Genomic DNA, 18502 nt, shown 5'->3' with positions numbered 1-18502 from the left:
AGGGCGCCCCCCGCTTGGAGCTGGCCCGGACGGCGGCTGCCGGCGTCAGTCACGGTTGAGGACCTTGTTGACTATGCCCAGGGCCGCGTCAACGGTGCCGTCGAAGTCCAGATCCGAGGAATCCAGCGTGACGACGCCATCCGCCGCCGTGGTGAAGTTGACCACCGTGGAGTCCTTGGCGTCACGCTGTGTGACCTGTGCCGCCAGCTGCTCGGCGCTCTGCGTGCCGCCCAGCTGGACGCCCCGGCGGCGAAGCCGGGCCTCCTCGCTGGCGGTCAGCAGCATGCGTACTTCAGCGCCAGGCGCCACGACGGTGGTGATGTCCCGTCCCTCCACCACGATGCGGCGGTGGTGGACCTCAATCAGTTCACGCTGCCGGCGGACCAGTTCCTTCCGCGCACCGAGGGTGGTGGCGATGGCACTGACGGCCGAGGAGATGGCCGGTTCCCGGATTGCCTGGGTGACGTCCGTTCCGCCGACCCTGACGTACTCTTCGTTCGGGGTGGTGCTGACGTCCAGCGGCAGGTCCTCGGAGGCCTGTTCGATGGCCGCGGCATCGCCCAGGTCGATGCCCCGGTCAAGGCAGTACCAGGTCAGCGCCCGGTACATGGCGCCGGTGTCCAGGTAGGCGAGGCGGAGGCGTCGCGCCACTTCCCTGCTCACACTGGATTTTCCGGATCCCGAGGGCCCGTCGATGGCAACGACCAGCGGCCTGCCTTGGCGAAGCATGGGCACGGTTTCGATGAGTTCCTGTGTCATTACTGGAGTACCCGCCATCCACGGTCGTTGAGGGCTTCGATGAGCAGATCATGTTTGTTGGGCAAAACGGACAGTTCCACCATGCCTACATTCTGCCCGGAGGAATGATCCAGCCGCAGGTCTTCGAGGTTGACCCCGATTTCGCCGATCTCCGTCAGGAGGCGGGCGATCTGGCCCGGCCGGTCGTCCACCAGGACGGTCAACCAGGAATAGGCCTGCGGTGGGCCGCCGTGCTTGCCCGGAATACGGGACTGCCCGGCGTTGCCCTCACTGATGAGCTGCGCCAGGTCGAGGCGGGCACCGGGGGCAGCCGGATCTTCGAGGGTTCCGATCAGGCGGTTGAGGTCCTCGCGGACCCCGTGCAGGATTTCCACCACAGGGCCGGCATTCGCGCCGAGGATCTGCACCCAAAGTGTGGGGTCGCTGGCAGCGATGCGGGTGACGTCACGCAGGCCGTTTCCGGCCAGCGAGAGGGCATGCATGGGCGTACCCTGCAGTCGGCTGGCGACAAGCGAAGACATCACCTGGGGAAGATGCGACACGAGCGCCACGGCGTGGTCATGTTCCTCGGCGCCGAACTGCGTCACCACGGCGCCCAGGTCTGTTGCCAGGGCTCGGGCGGCCTGCAGTGCACCGGGGGATGTTTCCCCGGAGGGGCAGACCACCCACGGCATGGAGGTGAACAGCTCACCCCGCGCCGCCACCGGCCCGGACTTTTCCCGGCCGGCCATGGGATGCGTGCCCACATAGCGTGCGAGGTCCACTCCGCGGCCGCGGAGGTCGGCCAGGATGCCGGCCTTGACGCTGGCAATGTCCACCACCGTTGCGGCGGGGTAATCAGCCAGTGAGCGTTCCACCACGTCCGCTGTCACGTCCGGCGGCGCGGCCACGACAACGAGTTCGGGCTGCTCGTCGCCAAGGCGCGACAACGGAAGGCCTGCCCCGATATCGACGGCGACCGCCTGGTTGGTGGGAGACGGGTCGGACAGGAACACGGATACTCCCCGGCCCCGAAGGCCAAGGCCGATGCTGGTTCCCAGCAGCCCCGTGCCGATAACCAGGACCGGACCGTTCAGGTGCCCGCGACCATGGGTGCGAAAGGCAGACATGCGCTACAGCCCTACGGATGCCAGCAGGTGGCCGACTTCCTGCTTGCCGAGGTTGCGGATGCTCCCCTGGCGCTGGTCTCCCAGGCCGATGGGTCCCACCTTGACGCGCACGAGCCGGAGTACCGGGAAACCCACGGCGTCAAAGAGGCGGCGCACGATCCGGTTTTTGCCGGAGTGCAGCACTACCTCGATCAGCACGTGGCCCGGGGTGGAGTCCACCAGCTTGAAGGAGTCAACCGAGGCCATTCCGTCCTCAAGCTCGACGCCCGCCTTCAGCTGCGCGCCGATTCCCTGCGGGAACGGGCCGCGGACCTGGACCAGGTACGTCTTGGGTACCTCGTAGGACGGGTGCGTCAAACGGTTGGCCAGTTCGCCGTCGTTGGTCAGCAACAACAGCCCTTCGGTGGCGACGTCGAGACGTCCCACGTGGAAGAGGCGTTCGCCGTGGGTATTGCGAACGAAATCGCTGATGCACGGACGGCCGTCCGGATCCTCCATGGTGGATACAACGCCCTTGGGCTTGTTGAACACCATGTAGACCATGTTTTCGTCCAGCTGGATGCGCAGGCCGTCGACGTGGATCACTGCCGTCTTCGGGTCGACTCGGACGCCGAGCTCGGTGACGACCTTGCCGTCCACCTCCACACGGCCTTCTGAGATCATTTCCTCGCAGACGCGCCGTGAAGCGACACCGGCTGAGGCCATGACTTTCTGCAGGCGGATGCCGTCGGCGTCGTGCATTTCGGACTGCGGCACGTCCCCGCGGGGTCCGCGTTTGCGCGAAGGCTTGCGGACGGCACCGAGGTTCTGGCCGAACCGTTCGCCGCCGAAGGCGCGCGTACCGAACGTCTTGGCTGCGGCAGACCGCGGCTTGGGCTTCAGCGCGCCGGGAGTGCCGGGCACCTTGCCGGCGCCGGGCTTGCGCGAACCGGGCTTCCGGGCAGCAGGTTTGCCCGGCTTCCAGTCGCCGGCTGCCGGGCGGTCCGCCGGCGCGCCGCCGGGGCCCTGCAGGTCCGGATCGACGAATGCCTCTTCGCGAGGCTTGGGGTGCTTGAAGGGACGGTCGCCGCCGCCCTTGAAGCCGGCGCCGCCGGCCCCGGCAGCACGGCTGCTGCCGCCCCGGGCCGGGTTGCGTCCGGCCCTGTTTTGGCCATCTTTGGCCTGTCCGGCGCTGTTGCGTCCCGAACTGTTACGTGGTGAACCCTGGCGTCCCGCCTGTGTCATGACCCGTCCTTCGTTATGTTGGCCGGCATTGGCTGTCTCCCGACAACACCAGCCAGCCGGGCGAATTGCTTCCGCCCTGGTGGATACTCGTGCGCAGGCATGGATACTGCCTACATTCTTCCGGCGTCGTAGAACTCTTCGATGCCTTCAAGCCCCGGAAGATGGGGTGAAAGCTGCGGCAACTCAGCCACCGAGCCGATTCCCATGCGTTCCAGGAAATACGACGTCGTGCGGTAAAGGATGGCTCCGGATTCGGGATCGGTCCCCGAATCTTCGATCAGTCCCCGCTGCATCAGCGTCCGCACGACAGAGTCAACATTAACTCCTCGAATTGCAGACACCCTGGCCCTTGATACGGGCTGGCGGTAAGCGATGACGGCGAGCGTTTCCAGCGCCGCCTGCGTCAGCCTGGCTGTCTGTCCTTCCAGAACGAATCCGCCCACGACGTCGGCAAAATCCGTACGGGAATAGATGCGCCAGCCTCCGGCGATATTCCGCAATTCAAAACCCCGGGGTCTGGATGTGGTGCCGGCAGTGTTCATATGAGCAGTGTTGGCAACGTCCGAGTCCGGGGCATTAACAGTATAGCCGTTATACTCACGCTGAAGTTCCGCCAGGAGCTGCTCGACGGTGTCCACCGTGAGATTGAGCCCGGCGGCCAGTTCGACGGCGGTGGCCGGCTGGTCAATCACCATCAGCACCGCTTCGATGGCGGCATGTGCGCCGCCGGGCAGTTCGGTGACGTTCAAATCGCTGTCATTGTCAGCGCTGGTGGCGGGATCCGGGGCGTTGGCGCTCACGGCTGCTCCTCGTATTCCTCGGTGAGATTTTCGCTGCTCCAGTCATCGCGGTCCGCCGTCCAATGAACTGTCAGGTCGCCCAGCGGGAGGAGCTGGTCGAACGCCACCGCCTTGTCCCTGAACATTTCCAGGAGCGCCAGGAACCGGGCCACCACAACCAGCGTCGATTCGGCGTCCGCGATCAGTGCCCGGAAGGACAACGGCCGTCCTGCCTGGAGCTTCAGTCCAAGGATTTCAGCCTGCTCCTTCACGCTGACGGCACTGCCGTGCAGGTGCGCCAGGCCAACCTCGCTAGGGGCCGCTTCCTTGGGCTTCAGCGCGGCTTCGGCCAAGGCAGCGAACTGCGCGGGCGTGTGCCGCCACACGAGTTCCGGAAGCAGCGCCGCGAAGTGCTCTTCCAAGGCAACCTGGCGGGGGTAGCTGCGGGCTTCGATCTCTAAAGTGGAGTTGATCAGTCCTGCCACCTGCTTGAATGCCTTGTACTGGAGCAGGCGGGCGAAGAGGAGGTCGCGCGCTTCGAGCAAGGCGACGTCTTCGTCGTCCTCAACCTCCCCTGCCGGCAGGAGCCGGGCGGCCTTGAGGTCGAGGAGCGTGGCGGCGATGACAAGGAATTCGCTGGCCTCGTCAAGCGCCCACTCCTCGCCCAGCTGCTGGAGGTTCCTGATGTACTTGATGAATTCATCGGTCACCGTGGCCAGTGCCACCTCGGTGATGTCCAACTGGTGTTTGCTAATCAGGCCGAGCAGCAGGTCGAAGGGACCGGTGAAGTTGGCGAGCCGCACTTCGAAGCCGGGTTTCTTCCCCGGCCCGGTTTGCGCGTCAGCCGCCGGGAGTTCCGCCGGGCCGTTCCGCCGGGCGGGAGCGAGCGGGGTGCCTGCCAGTGCCACGGCCTTGGCTAGGGCGCGCCGCCGCGCGAAATCAGCTCCTTGGCCAGGCGGCGGTAAGCGTCAGCACCGATATGGTTGGCGGCATAGCTGGTGATGGGTTCCGCGGCCACCGTGGCATCGGCAAACTTGATGGAGCGCTTGATGACGGTCTCGAAGACTTTGTCCCCGAAGGCTTCCACCAGCCTGCTGATGACCTCGCGGCTGTGCAGCGTGCGGGCGTCGTACATGGTGGCCAGCACGCCGTCCACCTGGAGCCTGGGGTTCAACCGGTCCTGGACCTTGTCGATGGTTTCCACCAGCAGCGCAACGGCGCGCAGCGCAAAGAATTCGCAGATCAACGGGATGATGACGCCGTGCGCGGCCGTCAGTGCGTTGACAGTCAGCAGGCCAAGCGACGGCTGGCAGTCGATGAGGACCACGTCGTAGTCGTCTTCAACCTTCTTCAAGGCCCGGTCCAGCACCTGTTCGCGCGCCACTTCATTGACCAGCTGCACTTCCGCGGCGGAGAGGTCGATGTTTGCCGGCAGCAGGTCAACGTTTTCGACGCCGGTGTGCTGGATGGCGTCCCGGATGTCCACTTTGCGGTCCATCAGGACGTTGTACACCGTCAGGTCCAGTTCGTGCGGATTGGTCCCGAGGCCTGCGGACAATGCGCCCTGGGGGTCAAAGTCAACCAGCAGGACACGGCGGCCGTATTCGGCGAGTGCGGCAGCCAGATTAATGGTGGACGTCGTTTTGCCGACGCCGCCCTTCTGGTTCACCATGGCGATCACACGGGCGGGGCCGTGGGACGACAGGGGCGCAGGCTCGGGAAATTCGCGGTAGGGGCGCCCGGTAGGACCCATGACGGCGTCTTCCAGATCGAGTTCGGTGCCTTCCAGAGTTGCTGAACCCTGTTCGCTGCTCACGTATCTATCCACACTTTCGATGACGTTGATGTCCTGCCGCTGAATGTTCAGCGCCTATGGTTCTTCCCACCAAGGTTACAGCGCCGCATCCGTGATTCAACGGAACTTGACACGTGCCCTTGATTGAGCCTTTACCTTCTGGTAAAGGTCGAAGGTTGTCGGGCCGGACACAAAAGACCGCCCGTGCAGGATGCTCCTGCACGGGCGGTTCGAATGTCCCTCAAGCCGGCGGTTGAAGCCGGCCCTTCAGGCGGGGGCGGTTCAGGCGCGGGCCGGGGCCGGGGCCGCTACTTCCTGTTCGACGTGGTGACCGGCGATCATGGTCTGCTCGTCGAAGGGCTCTTCGCCGGACAGGACACGCTCGACCTGGCCGCCGTCGATCTCCTTGACCCAGGTGCCGATCAGGACCGTGGCCACGGCGTTACCCGTGAAGTTGGTCAGGGCGCGGGCCTCGGACATGAAGCGGTCGATACCGACGATCATGCCGACGCCGCCAAGAAGCTCGGGCTTGTGGGCCTGCAGGCCTGCAGCCAGAGTGGCCAGGCCGGCACCGGTGACGCCTGCTGCGCCCTTGGAAGCGATGATCATGAAGACCAGCAGGGAAACCTGCGCTCCGAGGTCCAGCGGGGTGCCCATGGCGTTCGCCACGAACAGGGATGCCATGGTCAGGTAGATGGCAGTGCCGTCAAGGTTGAAGGAGTATCCGGTGGGAACCGTCACGCCCACGACCGGCTTGGACACACCAAGGTGTTCCATCTTGGCGATGAGGCGCGGCAGTGCGGCTTCGGAGGAGGACGTGGAGAAGATCAGCAGGTATTCGCGGGCCAGGTACTTCATGAGGCGGAAGATGTTGACGCCGGCCACGACCTGCAGGAGGCCGCCGAGGATGACGACGATGAACAGTGCGCAGGTGATGTAGAACGCCAGCATCAGGGTGAACATGCTCACGATCGCCTGGAAGCCGGTGGCACCGACAACTGCGGCGATGGCACCGAAGGCACCAACCGGCGCCAGCCACATGACCATGATGAGGATACGGAAGACAAGCGCCTGGCCGTGGCCGATGGCCTTGAGGATGGGGGCACCCTGGGGGCCCATTTTCTGCAGGGCGAAGCCGACGAGGATCGCGGCCAGCAGGGTGGGCAGCACCGGAATGTCGCCTGGGATGATGCCCAGCAGGAAGTCAACCGTGCTGTCTGTGGCGGCCTTCTTATTGGGATCGTACGGCGTCAGCTTGAGGCCTTCACCGGGGTGGATGAGGTTGCCCACCACGAGGCCGATGGCCAGTGCGAAGGTGGACATCACGATGAAGTAGCCCAGCGCCAGGCCGCCCACCTTGCCTACAGTGGCAGCCTTCGCGATGGAGCCGATCCCCAGGACGATGGTGCAGAAGATCACCGGAGCGATCATCATCTTGATCAGCTTGATGAAGCCGTCGCCCAGCGGCTTGAGGGATTTGCCGACCTCCGGGAACATGAGGCCAATCACTGCGCCGAGGATCACGGCAACGATGACGGCAATGTAGAGGTAGTGCGACTTGTCGAGTCCTTTGCGCTTCGCCTTGACTGGCGCAGCTGACTCTCCTCGTTGAGAAGCCATGATGTGTCTCCTTATGGATAATCTGGAAGACGTTGCGGCACAGTCTCTGGGCTCTGCACGTCCGTCCGGTGTGATATCCATCATTGGGCATGGCGTGACCTGGCTCACCGTTGCGTTCATATTGGTCGTGGAAGGTTGGAATGAGGCACAAGTGGAGCATCGCGCGCCGGCTGTTCGTCGCGCATTTGCTGTTCATGCTCGCGCTGACCGCGACAGTCGGAACAGCCACCTTTATCGACGCCCGGGATCACGCCTACGACGAGGCCGGCCGGCGGATGTCCGGCATCGCCACGGCCATTGCCGACAACCCCCTGGTCCTGCAGGCAGCGGCGTCGCCCGACCCGTCTGCCGTGCTGCAGCCCTACGCCCTGCACGTGATGAGCGACGCCGACGCGGATTTCATCACCATCATGGCTCCGGACCGGACCCGGTGGACGCACCCGCGCGACGAGGAGCTCGGCAAGCCGTACATCGGATCCATTGATGCCGCCCTGAAGGGACAGATATTCACCGAAATCACGGCCGGGACATTGGGCCCCTCGGTACGGACGATTGCGCCGGTCAAGGACCAGTCGGGAAACGTCAAGGCCCTGGTGGCAGCGGGGGTGACGGTCCGGACGGTGGACGTTGCCGTCTCCGGCCGCCTGCCGGCGCTGCTGGCTATCGCCTTTGCCCTCCTGGTGGGCGGCTCGGTGGCCTCCTGGCTGCTGGGCCGGTATCTGCGCAATGTCACGCGGGGTTGGGGGCCCGAGCAGCTCGCCCAGCTGTTCGCGTACTACGAGTCCGTCCTGCACTCCGTCCGCGAGGGGGTGATCCTGATCGATCCCAAGGGCCGGGTGGTGATGTACAACGACCAGGCGGCCGAGCTCCTGGGCCTCACACCACGGCCGTCCGGGGCCGATCCGGGCGACGCAGCCCTGCTCCGCGACCTCCCCTTGGCGCCCAGCTTGAAGGACCTGTTCGAGTCCGGCCGGGCAGCCCAGGATGAAATCCACCTGGCCGGCCCGCGTGTCCTGGTGGTCAACCAGGGACCAGCGGTGGGGCCGGCCTCATCCGCCGGACGGCAGCGACCTGCAGTGTTCGGTACCGTGGCAACCATCCGCGACCGCACGGAGATCGAGTCGCTAGGCAGCGAACTGGAAACCATGCGTACGCTGTCGGACGCGCTGCGGGCCCAGACCCACGAGCACGCCAACCGCCTCCACACCATCGTTTCGCTGATGGAGCTGGGGCGGGCGGACGAGGCCCTGGATTTTGCCACCAAGGACTTGGAGCTCAGCCAGCAGCTCACCGACGAGATGGTGGGCGCCATGGAAGAGCCGGTGCTGAGTGCCCTGCTCATGGGCAAGGCGGCCGAGGCGCACGAACGCGGCGTTGAACTGGGCCTGCAGGCGAACAGCACAGCCGGGACCGCCGGTGTGGCCGTCCAGGACCTGGTGACGATACTTGGCAACCTCCTGGACAACGCCATCGACGCTGCGGCCGACGCTCCGGCGCCCAAGTGGGTCGAGCTGTCGGTGGAGTCGGGCGTCAGGGGTGTTGACATCACAGTGGAGGACTCGGGACGCGGGATTGACCCCGGCGCCATGGACGATGTGTTCCGCCACGGGTTCAGCACCAAAGCGTCCGGTTCCTACGGCCGGGGGCTGGGCCTGGCGCTGGTCCGGCAGGCCGTCCACCGGCTGGGTGGCACCGTGGCAATAACCAACCCCCGCGGGGCGCATTTCCATGTTTTCCTACCCGCAGCAGGCACCACCAAGGAGACTTCATGAGCGATATCCGAGTCCTCGTCGTTGAGGACGAGCCGGTGGCCGCGGCAGCGCACGGCGCCTACGTGGGGAGGCTCCAAGGCTTTTCCCTCGCCGGCACGGCTCCTGACGGCCAATCGGCGCTGCGGCTCCTGGCGGAATTTGCTGCCGCCGGCAACCCCGTGGAACTGGTCCTGCTGGACATGAACCTACCCGATCTCCATGGCCTTGACATCGCCCGGCGGATGCGGGCATCAGGCCTGTTGCCGGACATCATCGCGATCACGGCCGTGCGTGAACTCAATATCGTGCGCAGCGCAGTGTCCATCGGGGTGGTTCAGTACCTCATCAAGCCGTTTACCTACGCCACTTTCGCCGACAAGCTGGCCAGCTACCGGCAGTTCCGCGAGCAGCTCGCCGCCGGCGTGGGCGGAAGCAGGTCAGGCGCGTCCCAGAGCGACGTCGACCAGGCGTTCGCGAGCCTGCGGGCGCCCAGTGAGCTGCCGCTTCCCAAGGGCCTGTCGACGTCGACCCTGGACGCCGTGCAGGAGTTCATGAAGCAGCAGGCTGATGCTGTCTCCGCCACGGAAGTCATGGACGCGCTCGGGATGTCCCGCGTGACGGCCCGGCGGTACCTCGAGTACCTTGCGGATGCCGGGACCGTCTCCCGGACCGCCCGGTACGGTGCGCCGGGCAGGCCTGAAAACGAGTACCGCTGGATCAGGAGCTGACGATGGCCGGCGCCGGCGAGCGCACGGCTGGTACGTCCCCGGGCTAGTTCCGGGGCCCGGCCGGACGCAGCGTTTCGATCAGCTGGTCGATCACCCCGGCGTCCTCAATCGTGGACGGCACGACGTACTCTTCGCCGTCCGCAATCTGCCTCATGGTCTTGCGAAGGATCTTGCCCGAACGGGTCTTGGGAAGGGCATCGACCACTGCCACGTGCTTGAAGTCCGCGACGGCTCCGATGTCCCGGCGGACCAGCGCGATCAGGTCCTTGACCAGAATGTCCTCCGGCACGTCCACCCCCGATTTCAGCACCACGTAGCCGCTGGGCCGCTGGCCCTTCAGCGGATCCGCCAGGCCGATCACCGCGCACTCGGCCACGGCCGGGTGCTGTCCGATGACCTGCTCCATGGCGCCGGTGGACAGCCGGTGCCCTGCCACGTTGATGATGTCGTCGGTGCGGCCCATCACGAACACGTAGCCGTCCTCGTCCCGGTAGCCGGAGTCGCCGGTGGCGTAGGAGCCTTCAAAGGCCTGGAGGTAGGAGGAGACGTAGCGTTCGTCGTCGCCCCAGAGAGTGGTCAGCGTTCCGGGCGGCAGCGGCAGCCCGAGCACAATGTTTCCTTCCGTCCCGGTTTCGACGTCCTCCCCTAGTCCGTCCACGATGTTGAGCCTGAAGCCCGGCATCGGAACGCTGGGCGAGCCTGCCTTGATGGGGAGCTCTTCCAGCCCGCGCGGGTTGGCGCAGATGGCCCAACCGGTCTCGGTCTGCCACCAGTGGTCCACTACCGGGACACCCAGGGTCTGCGCGGCCCAGTGGAAGGTATCTGTGTCCAGCCGCTCCCCCGCGGCGAAAAGCGTTCGCAGGCTGGAGATGTCGTAGTCCCGCAGCAGTTTCGCTTCGGGGTCGGCTTTGCGGATGGCGCGCAGCGCTGTCGGGGCGGTAAAGAGGACATTGACCTTGTGGTCCCGGATAACCCGCCAGAAAGCGCCCGCATCAGGTGTTCCTACCGGTTTCCCCTCATAGAGGACGGTGGTGGCGCCGGCCAGCAGCGGCCCATAGACGATGTAGGAGTGTCCTACCACCCAGCCGACGTCGGAAGCGGTCCACATGACGTTCCCCGGGCCGATGCCGTAGACGTTTTCCATGGTCCAGCTAAGCGCCACGGCATGGCCTCCGTTGTCCCGCACCACCCCCTTGGGTGCACCCGTGGTTCCCGAGGTGTAGAGGATGTAGAGCGGGTCAGTAGCTTTGACATCCACCGGCGCCGCCGGTTCTGCGTCCGCCATCTCGGTGTCCCAGTCCAGCCAGCCCGGGTGGTCAGAGACCGAGGAGGCAAACCCCTCCCTGGCCGCGACGATCACGGGGAGCCCCGGAGCGCCGGCGAGGCGGAGTGCTTCCTCGACAGCGGGAAGGTATTCGATCCGGCGCGATGGCTCGATTCCGCCGGATGCCGTAACCACCACGGCGGGGGCGGCGTCCCGGATGCGGGCCGCCAGCTCCTTGGGCGCAAAGCCTCCAAAGACCACCGAATGGACCGCTCCGAGCCGCGCAGTAGCCAGCATTGCGATGGCGGCTTCCGGGATCATCGGCATGTAAATGACAACCCTGTCCCCCTTGCCCACACCGCGCCGCCGCAGAACCCCGGCAAAGCGGGCCACAAGCTCCGTGAGTTCCGCGTAGCTGAAGCGCCGCTGGATCCCGAGCATGGCGGAATCGTAGATCAGCGCATCCTGACCGCCACGCCCGGCTGCCACATGACGGTCGAGGGCGTTGTAGGACGTGTTGAGGACGCCGTCCGGAAACCAGCTGTACAGCGGCGCCCGGGCGGAATCAAGAGCCCGCGTCGGGGGCGTCGACCAGGAGATCTTTCCGGCAGCATCCAGCCAGAACTCGTCGGGCCTGTCCAGGCTCTGTGCGTAGCTGTCCTGATAGCTCTTGGTACCCATGAAATGCATCCCGTCCACGACATTGTGATGAGGGCCATGCTAGTCCCGGTCGGGAAGCAGATACAAGGTCTCGTGTATACAAATTTGGAGAAAAATCAACAATCTGAGGCATTTACTGGGCAATCAAGTCTTCTATGTATACACTGGGGAGCGTCAACCAATGAAGGAGGCAGAGATGCGCGCCAGCGACAGGGCCTATGCGGCATTGCGCGATGACATCATCGAATGGCGCCTCCTGCCCGGGACTGTCCTCGCGGAAGTGGAGCAGTCCGAGCGGCTGGGCATCTCCCGCACACCTCTGCGGGAGGCCCTAAGCCGGCTGACCGCGGAGGGCTTGACGACGGCGGCGGGCGGCCGCGGCGTCGTCGTCACCGATATTTCCCTTGACGACATCGACGAGCTATTCGAACTGCGCGAAACCCTTGAAGGCAAGGCCGCCGCCCTGGCCGCCGAGCGCGGCGACTCCGCGACCTTTGAACAACTCCGCCTTGAGCTCCTCCAGGCTCCGGAGCTGATCAACGGCAGCGATCCTGGACGCCATGCCTACTATGAGCTGGCGGGCCGTCTCGACGCGGCTATCGACGCGGCGATTTCCAACTCCTACCTGGCCCAAGCCATGCGCAGCCTCCGCGTGCACCTGGTCCGGGTCCGCCGACTGGCCGCCGACGACACACAACGGCTCACCGCGGCCGCCGCAGAGCACGCCGCCATCGCGGAAGCGATCGCCGCAGGCAATCCCCGGCTGGCCGAAGCGGCCACCACCCTTCATCTGCACCGAAGTCTTTCCCACGTCAAAGTCACGCATACACCTCACTAAAAGGAGCACCATGGTCAAGGAACACCACGTCCGCGTTTACAAGAGCGAGGAAAACCTGCCCCGCGAGGACCAGCTCGCGTACAAGATCGCCAAGGTTGCCACCGATCCTGTCGCCGTCACCGACGAGGTTACCGACATGGTGATCAACCGGGTCATCGACAACGCCTCGGTGGCCATCGCCTCCCTGAACCGGGCCCCCATCGTTGCCGCCCGCGCACAGGCACTCACCCATGGACCCACCACGGGCGGCAAGGGATCCAAGGTCTTCGGCATCGACGAGCGCGTGGCACCGGAATGGGCCGCCTGGGCCAACGGCGTTGCTGTCCGTGAACTCGACTACCACGACACCTTCCTGGCAGCGGACTACTCCCACCCCGGCGACAACATCCCGCCGATCCTCGCCGTCGCCCAGCACGTCGGCTCCAGCGGACACGACCTCATCCGCGGCATTGCCACCGGCTACGAAATCCAGGTGAACCTGGTCAAGGCCATCTGCCTGCACAAGCACAAGATCGACCACGTGGCCCATCTCGGCCCCTCCGCCGCCGCCGGTATCGGCACCCTCCTCGGGCTCGACGTCGAGACCATCTTCCAGTCCGTGGGCCAGGCCCTTCACACCACCACCGCCACGCGCCAGTCGCGCAAGGGCGAGATTTCCACCTGGAAGGCGCACGCCCCGGCCTTCGCCGGGAAGATGGCCGTAGAAGCCGCGGACCGCTCCATGCGCGGCCAGACGTCGCCGGTCCCGATCTATGAGGGTGAAGACGGCGTCATCGCCTGGATGCTGGACGGCCCCGAGGCTTCCTACATGGTGCCGCTGCCGACTCCCGGGGAAGCCAAGCGCGCCATCCTGGACACGTACACCAAGGAACACTCCGCCGAGTACCAGGCCCAGGCCTGGATCGACCTCGCCCGGAAGCTGCACGGCGAGCGCCCCGAAGTCACCGACCCGGCCAACGTGAAATCCGTGCTGATCAAGACCAGCCACCACACCCACTACGTGATTGGTTCCGGCGCCAACGACCCGCAGAAGTACAGCCCCACCGCGTCCCGTGAAACGTTGGACCACTCGATCCCGTACATCTTCACCGTCGCGCTGCAGGACGGCTCCTGGCACCATGTGGACTCCTACGCCCCGGAGCGGGCCGCGCGCCCCGACACCGTGGAGCTGTGGCACAAGGTCACCACGGTGGAGGACCCGGAATGGACCCGCCGCTACCACTCCCTCGACATCGCTGAGAAGGCTTTCGGCGGTACCGTCGAAATCACGCTCAACGACGGCACTGTTATTACCGACGAGATCGCCGTCGCCGACGCCCACCCGCTGGGTGCCCGGCCGTTCGCCCGGGAGCAGTACGTCAACAAGTTCCGCACACTCGCAGCTGGCCTCGTCGCCGAAGACGAGATCGAACGGTTCCTTGCCGCAGCGGCCCGGCTCCCGGAACTGGCCGCCGGGGAACTGGACCAGCTGAACATCAAGGCGGCCGACGGCGTGATCGACCTCGCTGCCGCACCGAAGGGACTTTTCTAATGCTGTATTCGAAGGTCACGCCGGAGCAGAAGCGGATCCGGTTCCGCGAACTCCTGGCGTCCGGCACCCTCCAGCAGTTCCCGGGAGCCTTCAACCCGCTCTCGGCCCGGCTCATCGAGGAGAAGGGCTTCGCCGGGGTTTATATCTCCGGCGCCGTCCTGGCCAATGACCTGGGCCTGCCGGACATCGGCCTGACCACGCTCACCGAGGTGGCAACGCGGGCCGGGCAGATTGCCCGGATGACCGACCTGCCCTGCATTGTGGACGCCGACACGGGCTTCGGCGAGCCCATGAACGTGGCCCGCTCGGTGCAGGAAATCGAGAACGCAGGCCTCGCCGGCCTGCACATCGAAGACCAGTTCAACCCCAAGAGGTGCGGCCACCTGGACGGCAAGAACGTGGTGGACCTGGACACCGCCACCAAGCGCATCCGCGCCGCAGCAGACGCCCGCCGGGACCCCAATTTCCTCATCATGGCCAGGACGGACATCCGGGCCACGGACGGGCTGGAGGCGGCGCAGGAGCGTGCGAAGGCGCTCGTCGAGGCCGGGGCGGACGCCATCTTCCCCGAGGCCATGAAGGACCTCAGCGAGTTCCAGGCGATCCGCGACGCAGTGGACGTGCCCATCCTCGCCAACATGACCGAGTTTGGCCAAAGCGATCTTTTCACCGTGGAGCAGCTGCAGGGCGTCGGCGTCAACATGGTCATCTACCCGGTCACGCTGCTCCGTAGTGCCATGGGGGCAGCTGAGCGTACTCTGGAATCGATCAGGTCCGACGGCACCCAGGAGGCACAGGTAAAGAGCATGCTGACCCGTGCGCGGCTGTACGACCTTGTGGACTACGAGGCCTACAACCGCTTCGACACCGGAGTCTTCAACTTCAGGATTCCCGGTACCAACTGACCCCCATCCATCCCGGACTTCCGGCTCCGGCCGGCACACAGCATAAGGAACGAAGGAGTTTCAGCATGGCTGAAAATGAGATCAAAAAGGGCCTCGCCGGCGTCGTGGTGGACTACACCGCGGTATCCAAGGTCAACCCGGACACCAACTCACTGCTGTACCGCGGCTACCCCGTCCAGGAACTTGCCGCCTCCTGCAGTTTCGAAGAAGTGGCCTACCTGCTCTGGAACGGCGAATTGCCCACTCCGGAGCAGCTGGCCGAGTTCACGGCCAAGGAAAGGGCCGGACGCCGGCTGGATCCGGTGGTCAAGCAGGTGATCGACGCGCTGCCCATCACGTCCCACCCGATGGACGTGTGCCGGACTGCGGCGTCCGTGATGGGAGCGCGGCATGAACTTGCCGAGGACTCCTCGCGCGAAGCAAACATGCAGAAGGCCATCGACCTGTTCGCCGCCATGCCGGCCGTGGTGGCTTACGACCAGCGCCGCCGCCATGGCCTGGAACTGGTTGAGCCCCGCGACGATCTGGGATACGACGCCAACTTCCTCTGGATGACCTTCGGCGAAGAGCAGGTGCCCGAAGTCGTGGACGCGTTCAACGTGTCCATGATTCTGTACGCCGAGCACTCCTTCAACGCCTCCACGTTCACGGCCCGCGTGATCACGTCCACGCTGTCGGACCTGCACTCGGCCGTGACCGGAGCCATCGGTGCCCTCAAGGGTGCGCTCCACGGCGGCGCCAATGAAGCCGTCATGCACACCTTCGATGAAATCGGCATCCGCTCCGAGGAATCCCTGGAGGACGCCGCCGCCCGGGCCAAGGCCTGGATGGAGGATGCCCTGGCGAAGAAGAAGAAGGTCATGGGCTTCGGCCACCGCGTCTACAAGCACGGCGACTCCCGCGTCCCCACCATGAAGGCCGCACTGGACAAGATGATTGCCCACTACGGCCGGCCGGAGCTCCTGGGGCTCTACAACGGGCTGGAGTCAGCTATGGACGAGGCCAAGGGCATCAAGCCCAACCTTGACTACCCCACCGGCCCCACCTACCACCTCATGGGTTTCGACACTGCCACGTTCACTCCGCTGTTCGTCGCCAGCCGCATCACCGGCTGGACCGCGCACATCATGGAACAGCTGGAATCCAACTCCCTGATCCGTCCGTTGAGCGAGTACAACGGTGTGGAGGAACGGCACCTGTCGTAAGTCCGCACCCCCGGGAGCGTACGACGGCGGGCTGGTCACCCTTCACAGGTGGCCAGCCCGCCGTCGTTCTTTAAGGTTATAGGTTCCGCAGGACGGTCACTGAGGACGCCACCGTTTCGTTGTCGGCGTTGAGGGTGACCACGATGTCCACTGTCCCGCCTTCCAGTACCGGCGGCAGCCAGTGGTCAGCGTCCTGCCACATGCGGTCCACCGGCAGCGACAATGCATCAAACCATTCGGGGTCGATCTCCGGACTTTCCGCCGGTTCGCCGTGCCACTCACGGGTGGTGAACAGGGTGGTGTGCATGTTCCATTCCGGGCGGTGGGGAAAGACAAACTCCACCACGCCGGCAGGGCGCAGGTCCCGCTCAAGCACCGTTACGCCGGACTCTTCCTGCACCTCCCGGCACGCCGCTTCGGCGTGGCTCTCCCCCGGCTCCACATGACCGCCAAGCCCGACGATCTTGCCCCTGCCGAAGCCGGTCTTCTTAAGGCCGAGGAGGACTTCCGTTCCGCCGTCGGGCCGGTCCCTCAGCAGGAAGCACAATGTGACGGGCGTCGAGGTCATGGACACCAGACTAGCGTTGCCGGGCTCAGCCCAGCGCCCTCGGGTGGGCGGCGGCGTAAATCTCCCGCAGGGTATCTGCCGTCACCAGGGTGTAGACCTGGGTGGTGGTGACGGAGGCGTGGCCGAGAAGTTCCTGGACCACCCGCACGTCCGCTCCGCCCTCCAGGAGGTGGGTGGCAAAGGAGTGGCGCAGGGTATGGGGAGACACGTCCTTGGTGATGTTGGCCTTGTCCGCTGCTGCCTTGAGGATGGTCCAGGCGCTCTGCCTGCTGATCCGTCCGCCGCGGGCGTTCAGGAACAGCGCCGGCGTGCCCTTGCCTTTGGCGGCCAGCAGCGGCCGGCCGCGCACCAGGTAGGCGTCAAGGGCACGCGCTCCGTAGGACCCAAGCGGCACCAGGCGTTCCTTGGACCCCTTGCCGAAGAGCCGGACGATTGCCGGGCCGGCCTGATCTGCCTGGAGCGATATGTCGTCGACGTCCAGGCCCACGGCCTCGCTGATGCGGGCACCGGTGGAATAGAGGAACTCCAGCAGTGCCCGGTCCCTCAAACCTGTCGCCGTGTCCGTGCCGGCCGCTTCCAGGATCCGGGTGACCTCGTCCACGCTGATGGCCTTGGGCAGCCGCTTGCCGGGCATGGGCGGGTGGACATCGCTGGCGGGATCCGCCGTCGTAATTCCTTCCAACGCCCAGAACTTATGGAGGCCGCGGACCGCCACGACGGTCCTGGCAGCGGATCTGACACCGAGTGCTGTCCCGCCGTCGGAACCGTCGGACAAGGCCTGTACGAATCCGGTGACGTGCCGCCGGGTGACATCGCCAGGGCGGGAGGGACCGCACGCGGCGAGGTAGTTTGCATACCGGGCAAGGTCGCGACGGTAGGCGGACAACGTGTTCGCCGCCAGACCCCGCTCCACGCCCATGTGCTGGAGGTAGTCGTTCACGGCACGGTCTATGGCGTTGCGTGGCCGTGCGGAGCCTTCTCCCTGGGGCTGTCCGGCCCGGGGCGGTTCAGCACGGACTGGTTCAGCACGGACTGGTTCAGCACCGGCACGTTCCGGCGCGGGAGTGACGGTGCTGCCCATTAACGCTGGCTGGGATGGGCGGGCCAGGGGGCATTTGCCGGACGCAGGTGCCCGAAGCCGTCCGCGCGTGCTGCCGCGGCGGCAAGAATTCCGACGACGGCGGACGGGTTGTGCAGCCGGCCCTCCAGAACGGCCGCCACCGCTTCGTCCAACGGTGTCCAGTGCAGTTCGATCTCCGCTTCCTCATCCGTACGGACGTGGAGTTCATGATCCGGCACATCGCTCAAATCCCGGGCCAGGTAAATGCGGATCGCCTCGCTCGAGGATCCCGGGGAGTTGAAGAAGTCGGCCAGCACGTTCCATGTGGCGGCCACCAGGTCTGCCTCCTCGGCGAGCTCACGTGCGGCGCCCACCACGAAGTCCTCACCCTCAATGTCCAGCAGCCCGGCCGGGATCTCCCACAGGTCCATGCCGACGGGATGCCGGTACTGCTTCATCAGCAGAACTTCGCCGGCATCGTTCATGGGCAGGACTGCTACCGCACCCGGGTGGTCGATATAGTCGCGCACCAGCTCGTCGCCGTGTTCGCTGAGCTGGAAACTGTCGCTGACAACGTCCCAGATGCGGCCTTCGTACACCTTCCGGGACGACAAAAGACGGCGCGGGCTCGGCGCATCCGAAACCTGCCGTGCAGCATTGGGGGTTTCAGGCATACCGGGCATCGCGCCGTCCTTTGATTTAGTTG

General features: G+C 65.6%; 17 protein-coding genes. 6 read left to right on the top strand and 11 right to left on the bottom strand.

Annotated features, from left to right (window positions below; genetic code table 11):
- Positions 1 to 45 precede the first annotated feature (45 nt).
- The 7 genes from cmk to JOE41_RS18635 all read right to left on the bottom strand — a co-directional run bounded on the left by cmk (position 46) and on the right by JOE41_RS18635 (position 7286).
- On the bottom strand, positions 46 to 759 hold the full coding sequence (gene cmk, locus JOE41_RS18665) for a (d)CMP kinase (protein ID WP_209753205.1): 714 nt from the start codon (positions 757 to 759) through the stop codon (positions 46 to 48).
- Positions 759 to 1868, bottom strand: a complete 1110-nt coding sequence (locus JOE41_RS18660; protein ID WP_209753204.1) for a prephenate dehydrogenase — start codon at positions 1866 to 1868, stop codon at positions 759 to 761. The genes cmk and JOE41_RS18660 overlap by 1 nt, the downstream gene beginning before the upstream one ends.
- 3 nt (positions 1869 to 1871) lie before the next feature.
- Positions 1872 to 3092, bottom strand: coding sequence for a pseudouridine synthase (locus JOE41_RS18655; protein ID WP_011691394.1), 1221 nt, complete (start codon positions 3090 to 3092; stop codon positions 1872 to 1874).
- 110 nt (positions 3093 to 3202) lie between these two features.
- On the bottom strand, positions 3203 to 3841 hold the full coding sequence (locus tag JOE41_RS18650) for an SMC-Scp complex subunit ScpB (RefSeq protein WP_043430534.1): 639 nt from the start codon (positions 3839 to 3841) through the stop codon (positions 3203 to 3205).
- A gap of 47 nt (positions 3842 to 3888) precedes the next feature.
- The gene (locus tag JOE41_RS18645) at positions 3889 to 4779 is read right to left on the bottom strand and encodes a ScpA family protein (RefSeq protein WP_374068564.1); all 891 of its coding nucleotides are present in this window, start codon (positions 4777 to 4779) and stop codon (positions 3889 to 3891) included.
- Positions 4780 to 4787: 8 nt separating this feature from the next.
- On the bottom strand, positions 4788 to 5687 hold the full coding sequence (locus tag JOE41_RS18640) for a ParA family protein (protein ID WP_028271698.1): 900 nt from the start codon (positions 5685 to 5687) through the stop codon (positions 4788 to 4790).
- A gap of 261 nt (positions 5688 to 5948) precedes the next feature.
- The gene (locus JOE41_RS18635) at positions 5949 to 7286 is read right to left on the bottom strand and encodes a cation:dicarboxylate symporter family transporter (RefSeq protein WP_209753203.1); all 1338 of its coding nucleotides are present in this window, start codon (positions 7284 to 7286) and stop codon (positions 5949 to 5951) included.
- Between the two features lie 140 nt (positions 7287 to 7426).
- Between JOE41_RS18635 and JOE41_RS18630 the strand changes: the two genes are divergently transcribed.
- Together JOE41_RS18630 and JOE41_RS18625 are read left to right on the top strand one after the other, a co-directional pair.
- Positions 7427 to 9058 carry a sensor histidine kinase gene (locus JOE41_RS18630; RefSeq protein ID WP_209753202.1) on the top strand — a complete coding sequence of 544 codons (1632 nt, stop codon included), beginning with the start codon at positions 7427 to 7429 and terminating at the stop codon, positions 9056 to 9058.
- Positions 9055 to 9765: a response regulator gene (locus tag JOE41_RS18625; RefSeq protein ID WP_011691388.1), complete on the top strand. Its 711-nt coding sequence runs from the start codon at positions 9055 to 9057 to the stop codon at positions 9763 to 9765. The genes JOE41_RS18630 and JOE41_RS18625 overlap by 4 nt, the downstream gene beginning before the upstream one ends.
- Positions 9766 to 9808: 43 nt before the next feature.
- Here the strand turns inward: JOE41_RS18625 and JOE41_RS18620 are convergent, their stop codons facing one another.
- Positions 9809 to 11710 (bottom strand): AMP-binding protein, encoded by a 1902-nt coding sequence (locus JOE41_RS18620; protein WP_209753201.1) that lies wholly within the window; start codon positions 11708 to 11710, stop codon positions 9809 to 9811.
- Between the two features lie 175 nt (positions 11711 to 11885).
- Between JOE41_RS18620 and JOE41_RS18615 the strand changes: the two genes are divergently transcribed.
- The 4 genes from JOE41_RS18615 to JOE41_RS18600 all read left to right on the top strand — a co-directional run bounded on the left by JOE41_RS18615 (position 11886) and on the right by JOE41_RS18600 (position 16168).
- Positions 11886 to 12527: a GntR family transcriptional regulator gene (locus JOE41_RS18615; RefSeq protein WP_209753688.1), complete on the top strand. Its 642-nt coding sequence runs from the start codon at positions 11886 to 11888 to the stop codon at positions 12525 to 12527.
- Between the two features lie 10 nt (positions 12528 to 12537).
- Positions 12538 to 14058, top strand: a complete 1521-nt coding sequence (locus JOE41_RS18610) for an MmgE/PrpD family protein (RefSeq protein ID WP_209753200.1) — start codon at positions 12538 to 12540, stop codon at positions 14056 to 14058.
- Positions 14058 to 14963, top strand: a complete 906-nt coding sequence (prpB, locus tag JOE41_RS18605) for a methylisocitrate lyase (protein WP_011691384.1) — start codon at positions 14058 to 14060, stop codon at positions 14961 to 14963. The genes JOE41_RS18610 and prpB overlap by 1 nt, the downstream gene beginning before the upstream one ends.
- Positions 14964 to 15028: 65 nt before the next feature.
- Positions 15029 to 16168, top strand: a complete 1140-nt coding sequence (locus tag JOE41_RS18600; protein WP_011691383.1) for a bifunctional 2-methylcitrate synthase/citrate synthase — start codon at positions 15029 to 15031, stop codon at positions 16166 to 16168.
- A 76-nt stretch (positions 16169 to 16244) separates the two neighbouring features.
- On the opposite strand, the gene JOE41_RS18595 is transcribed toward JOE41_RS18600, so the two are convergent.
- The 3 genes from JOE41_RS18595 to JOE41_RS18585 are packed head-to-tail and all read right to left on the bottom strand — an operon-like array spanning position 16245 to position 18479.
- On the bottom strand, positions 16245 to 16736 hold the full coding sequence (locus JOE41_RS18595) for an 8-oxo-dGTP diphosphatase (RefSeq protein WP_011691382.1): 492 nt from the start codon (positions 16734 to 16736) through the stop codon (positions 16245 to 16247).
- A gap of 25 nt (positions 16737 to 16761) precedes the next feature.
- Entirely contained in the window at positions 16762 to 17817 is a 1056-nt protein-coding gene (gene xerD / locus JOE41_RS18590) for a site-specific tyrosine recombinase XerD (RefSeq protein WP_209753199.1), read from the bottom strand.
- Positions 17817 to 18479 carry an NUDIX hydrolase gene (locus JOE41_RS18585; RefSeq protein ID WP_209753198.1) on the bottom strand — a complete coding sequence of 221 codons (663 nt, stop codon included), beginning with the start codon at positions 18477 to 18479 and terminating at the stop codon, positions 17817 to 17819. Before JOE41_RS18585 ends, xerD begins: the two co-directional genes overlap by 1 nt.
- Between the last annotated feature and the right edge of the window lie 23 nt (positions 18480 to 18502).

It is taken from the genome of Arthrobacter sp. PvP103 (assembly GCF_017833075.1).
Lineage (GTDB): Bacteria > Actinomycetota > Actinomycetes > Actinomycetales > Micrococcaceae > Arthrobacter.
This window is presented reverse-complemented; position numbering and strand designations above follow the sequence as displayed.

Coding starts and splice junctions, on each gene's coding strand:
- cmk (WP_209753205.1), bottom strand. CDS start 759: ATGACACAGGAACTCATCGAAACCGTGCCCATGCTTCGCCAAGGCAGG.
- JOE41_RS18660 (WP_209753204.1), bottom strand. CDS start 1,868: ATGTCTGCCTTTCGCACCCATGGTCGCGGGCACCTGAACGGTCCGGTC.
- JOE41_RS18655 (WP_011691394.1), bottom strand. CDS start 3,092: ATGACACAGGCGGGACGCCAGGGTTCACCACGTAACAGTTCGGGACGC.
- JOE41_RS18635 (WP_209753203.1), bottom strand. CDS start 7,286: ATGGCTTCTCAACGAGGAGAGTCAGCTGCGCCAGTCAAGGCGAAGCGC.
- JOE41_RS18630 (WP_209753202.1), top strand. CDS start 7,427: ATGAGGCACAAGTGGAGCATCGCGCGCCGGCTGTTCGTCGCGCATTTG.
- JOE41_RS18625 (WP_011691388.1), top strand. CDS start 9,055: ATGAGCGATATCCGAGTCCTCGTCGTTGAGGACGAGCCGGTGGCCGCG.
- JOE41_RS18620 (WP_209753201.1), bottom strand. CDS start 11,710: ATGGGTACCAAGAGCTATCAGGACAGCTACGCACAGAGCCTGGACAGG.
- JOE41_RS18615 (WP_209753688.1), top strand. CDS start 11,886: ATGCGCGCCAGCGACAGGGCCTATGCGGCATTGCGCGATGACATCATC.
- JOE41_RS18610 (WP_209753200.1), top strand. CDS start 12,538: ATGGTCAAGGAACACCACGTCCGCGTTTACAAGAGCGAGGAAAACCTG.
- prpB (WP_011691384.1), top strand. CDS start 14,058: ATGCTGTATTCGAAGGTCACGCCGGAGCAGAAGCGGATCCGGTTCCGC.
- JOE41_RS18600 (WP_011691383.1), top strand. CDS start 15,029: ATGGCTGAAAATGAGATCAAAAAGGGCCTCGCCGGCGTCGTGGTGGAC.
- JOE41_RS18595 (WP_011691382.1), bottom strand. CDS start 16,736: ATGACCTCGACGCCCGTCACATTGTGCTTCCTGCTGAGGGACCGGCCC.
- xerD (WP_209753199.1), bottom strand. CDS start 17,817: ATGGGCAGCACCGTCACTCCCGCGCCGGAACGTGCCGGTGCTGAACCA.
- JOE41_RS18585 (WP_209753198.1), bottom strand. CDS start 18,479: ATGCCCGGTATGCCTGAAACCCCCAATGCTGCACGGCAGGTTTCGGAT.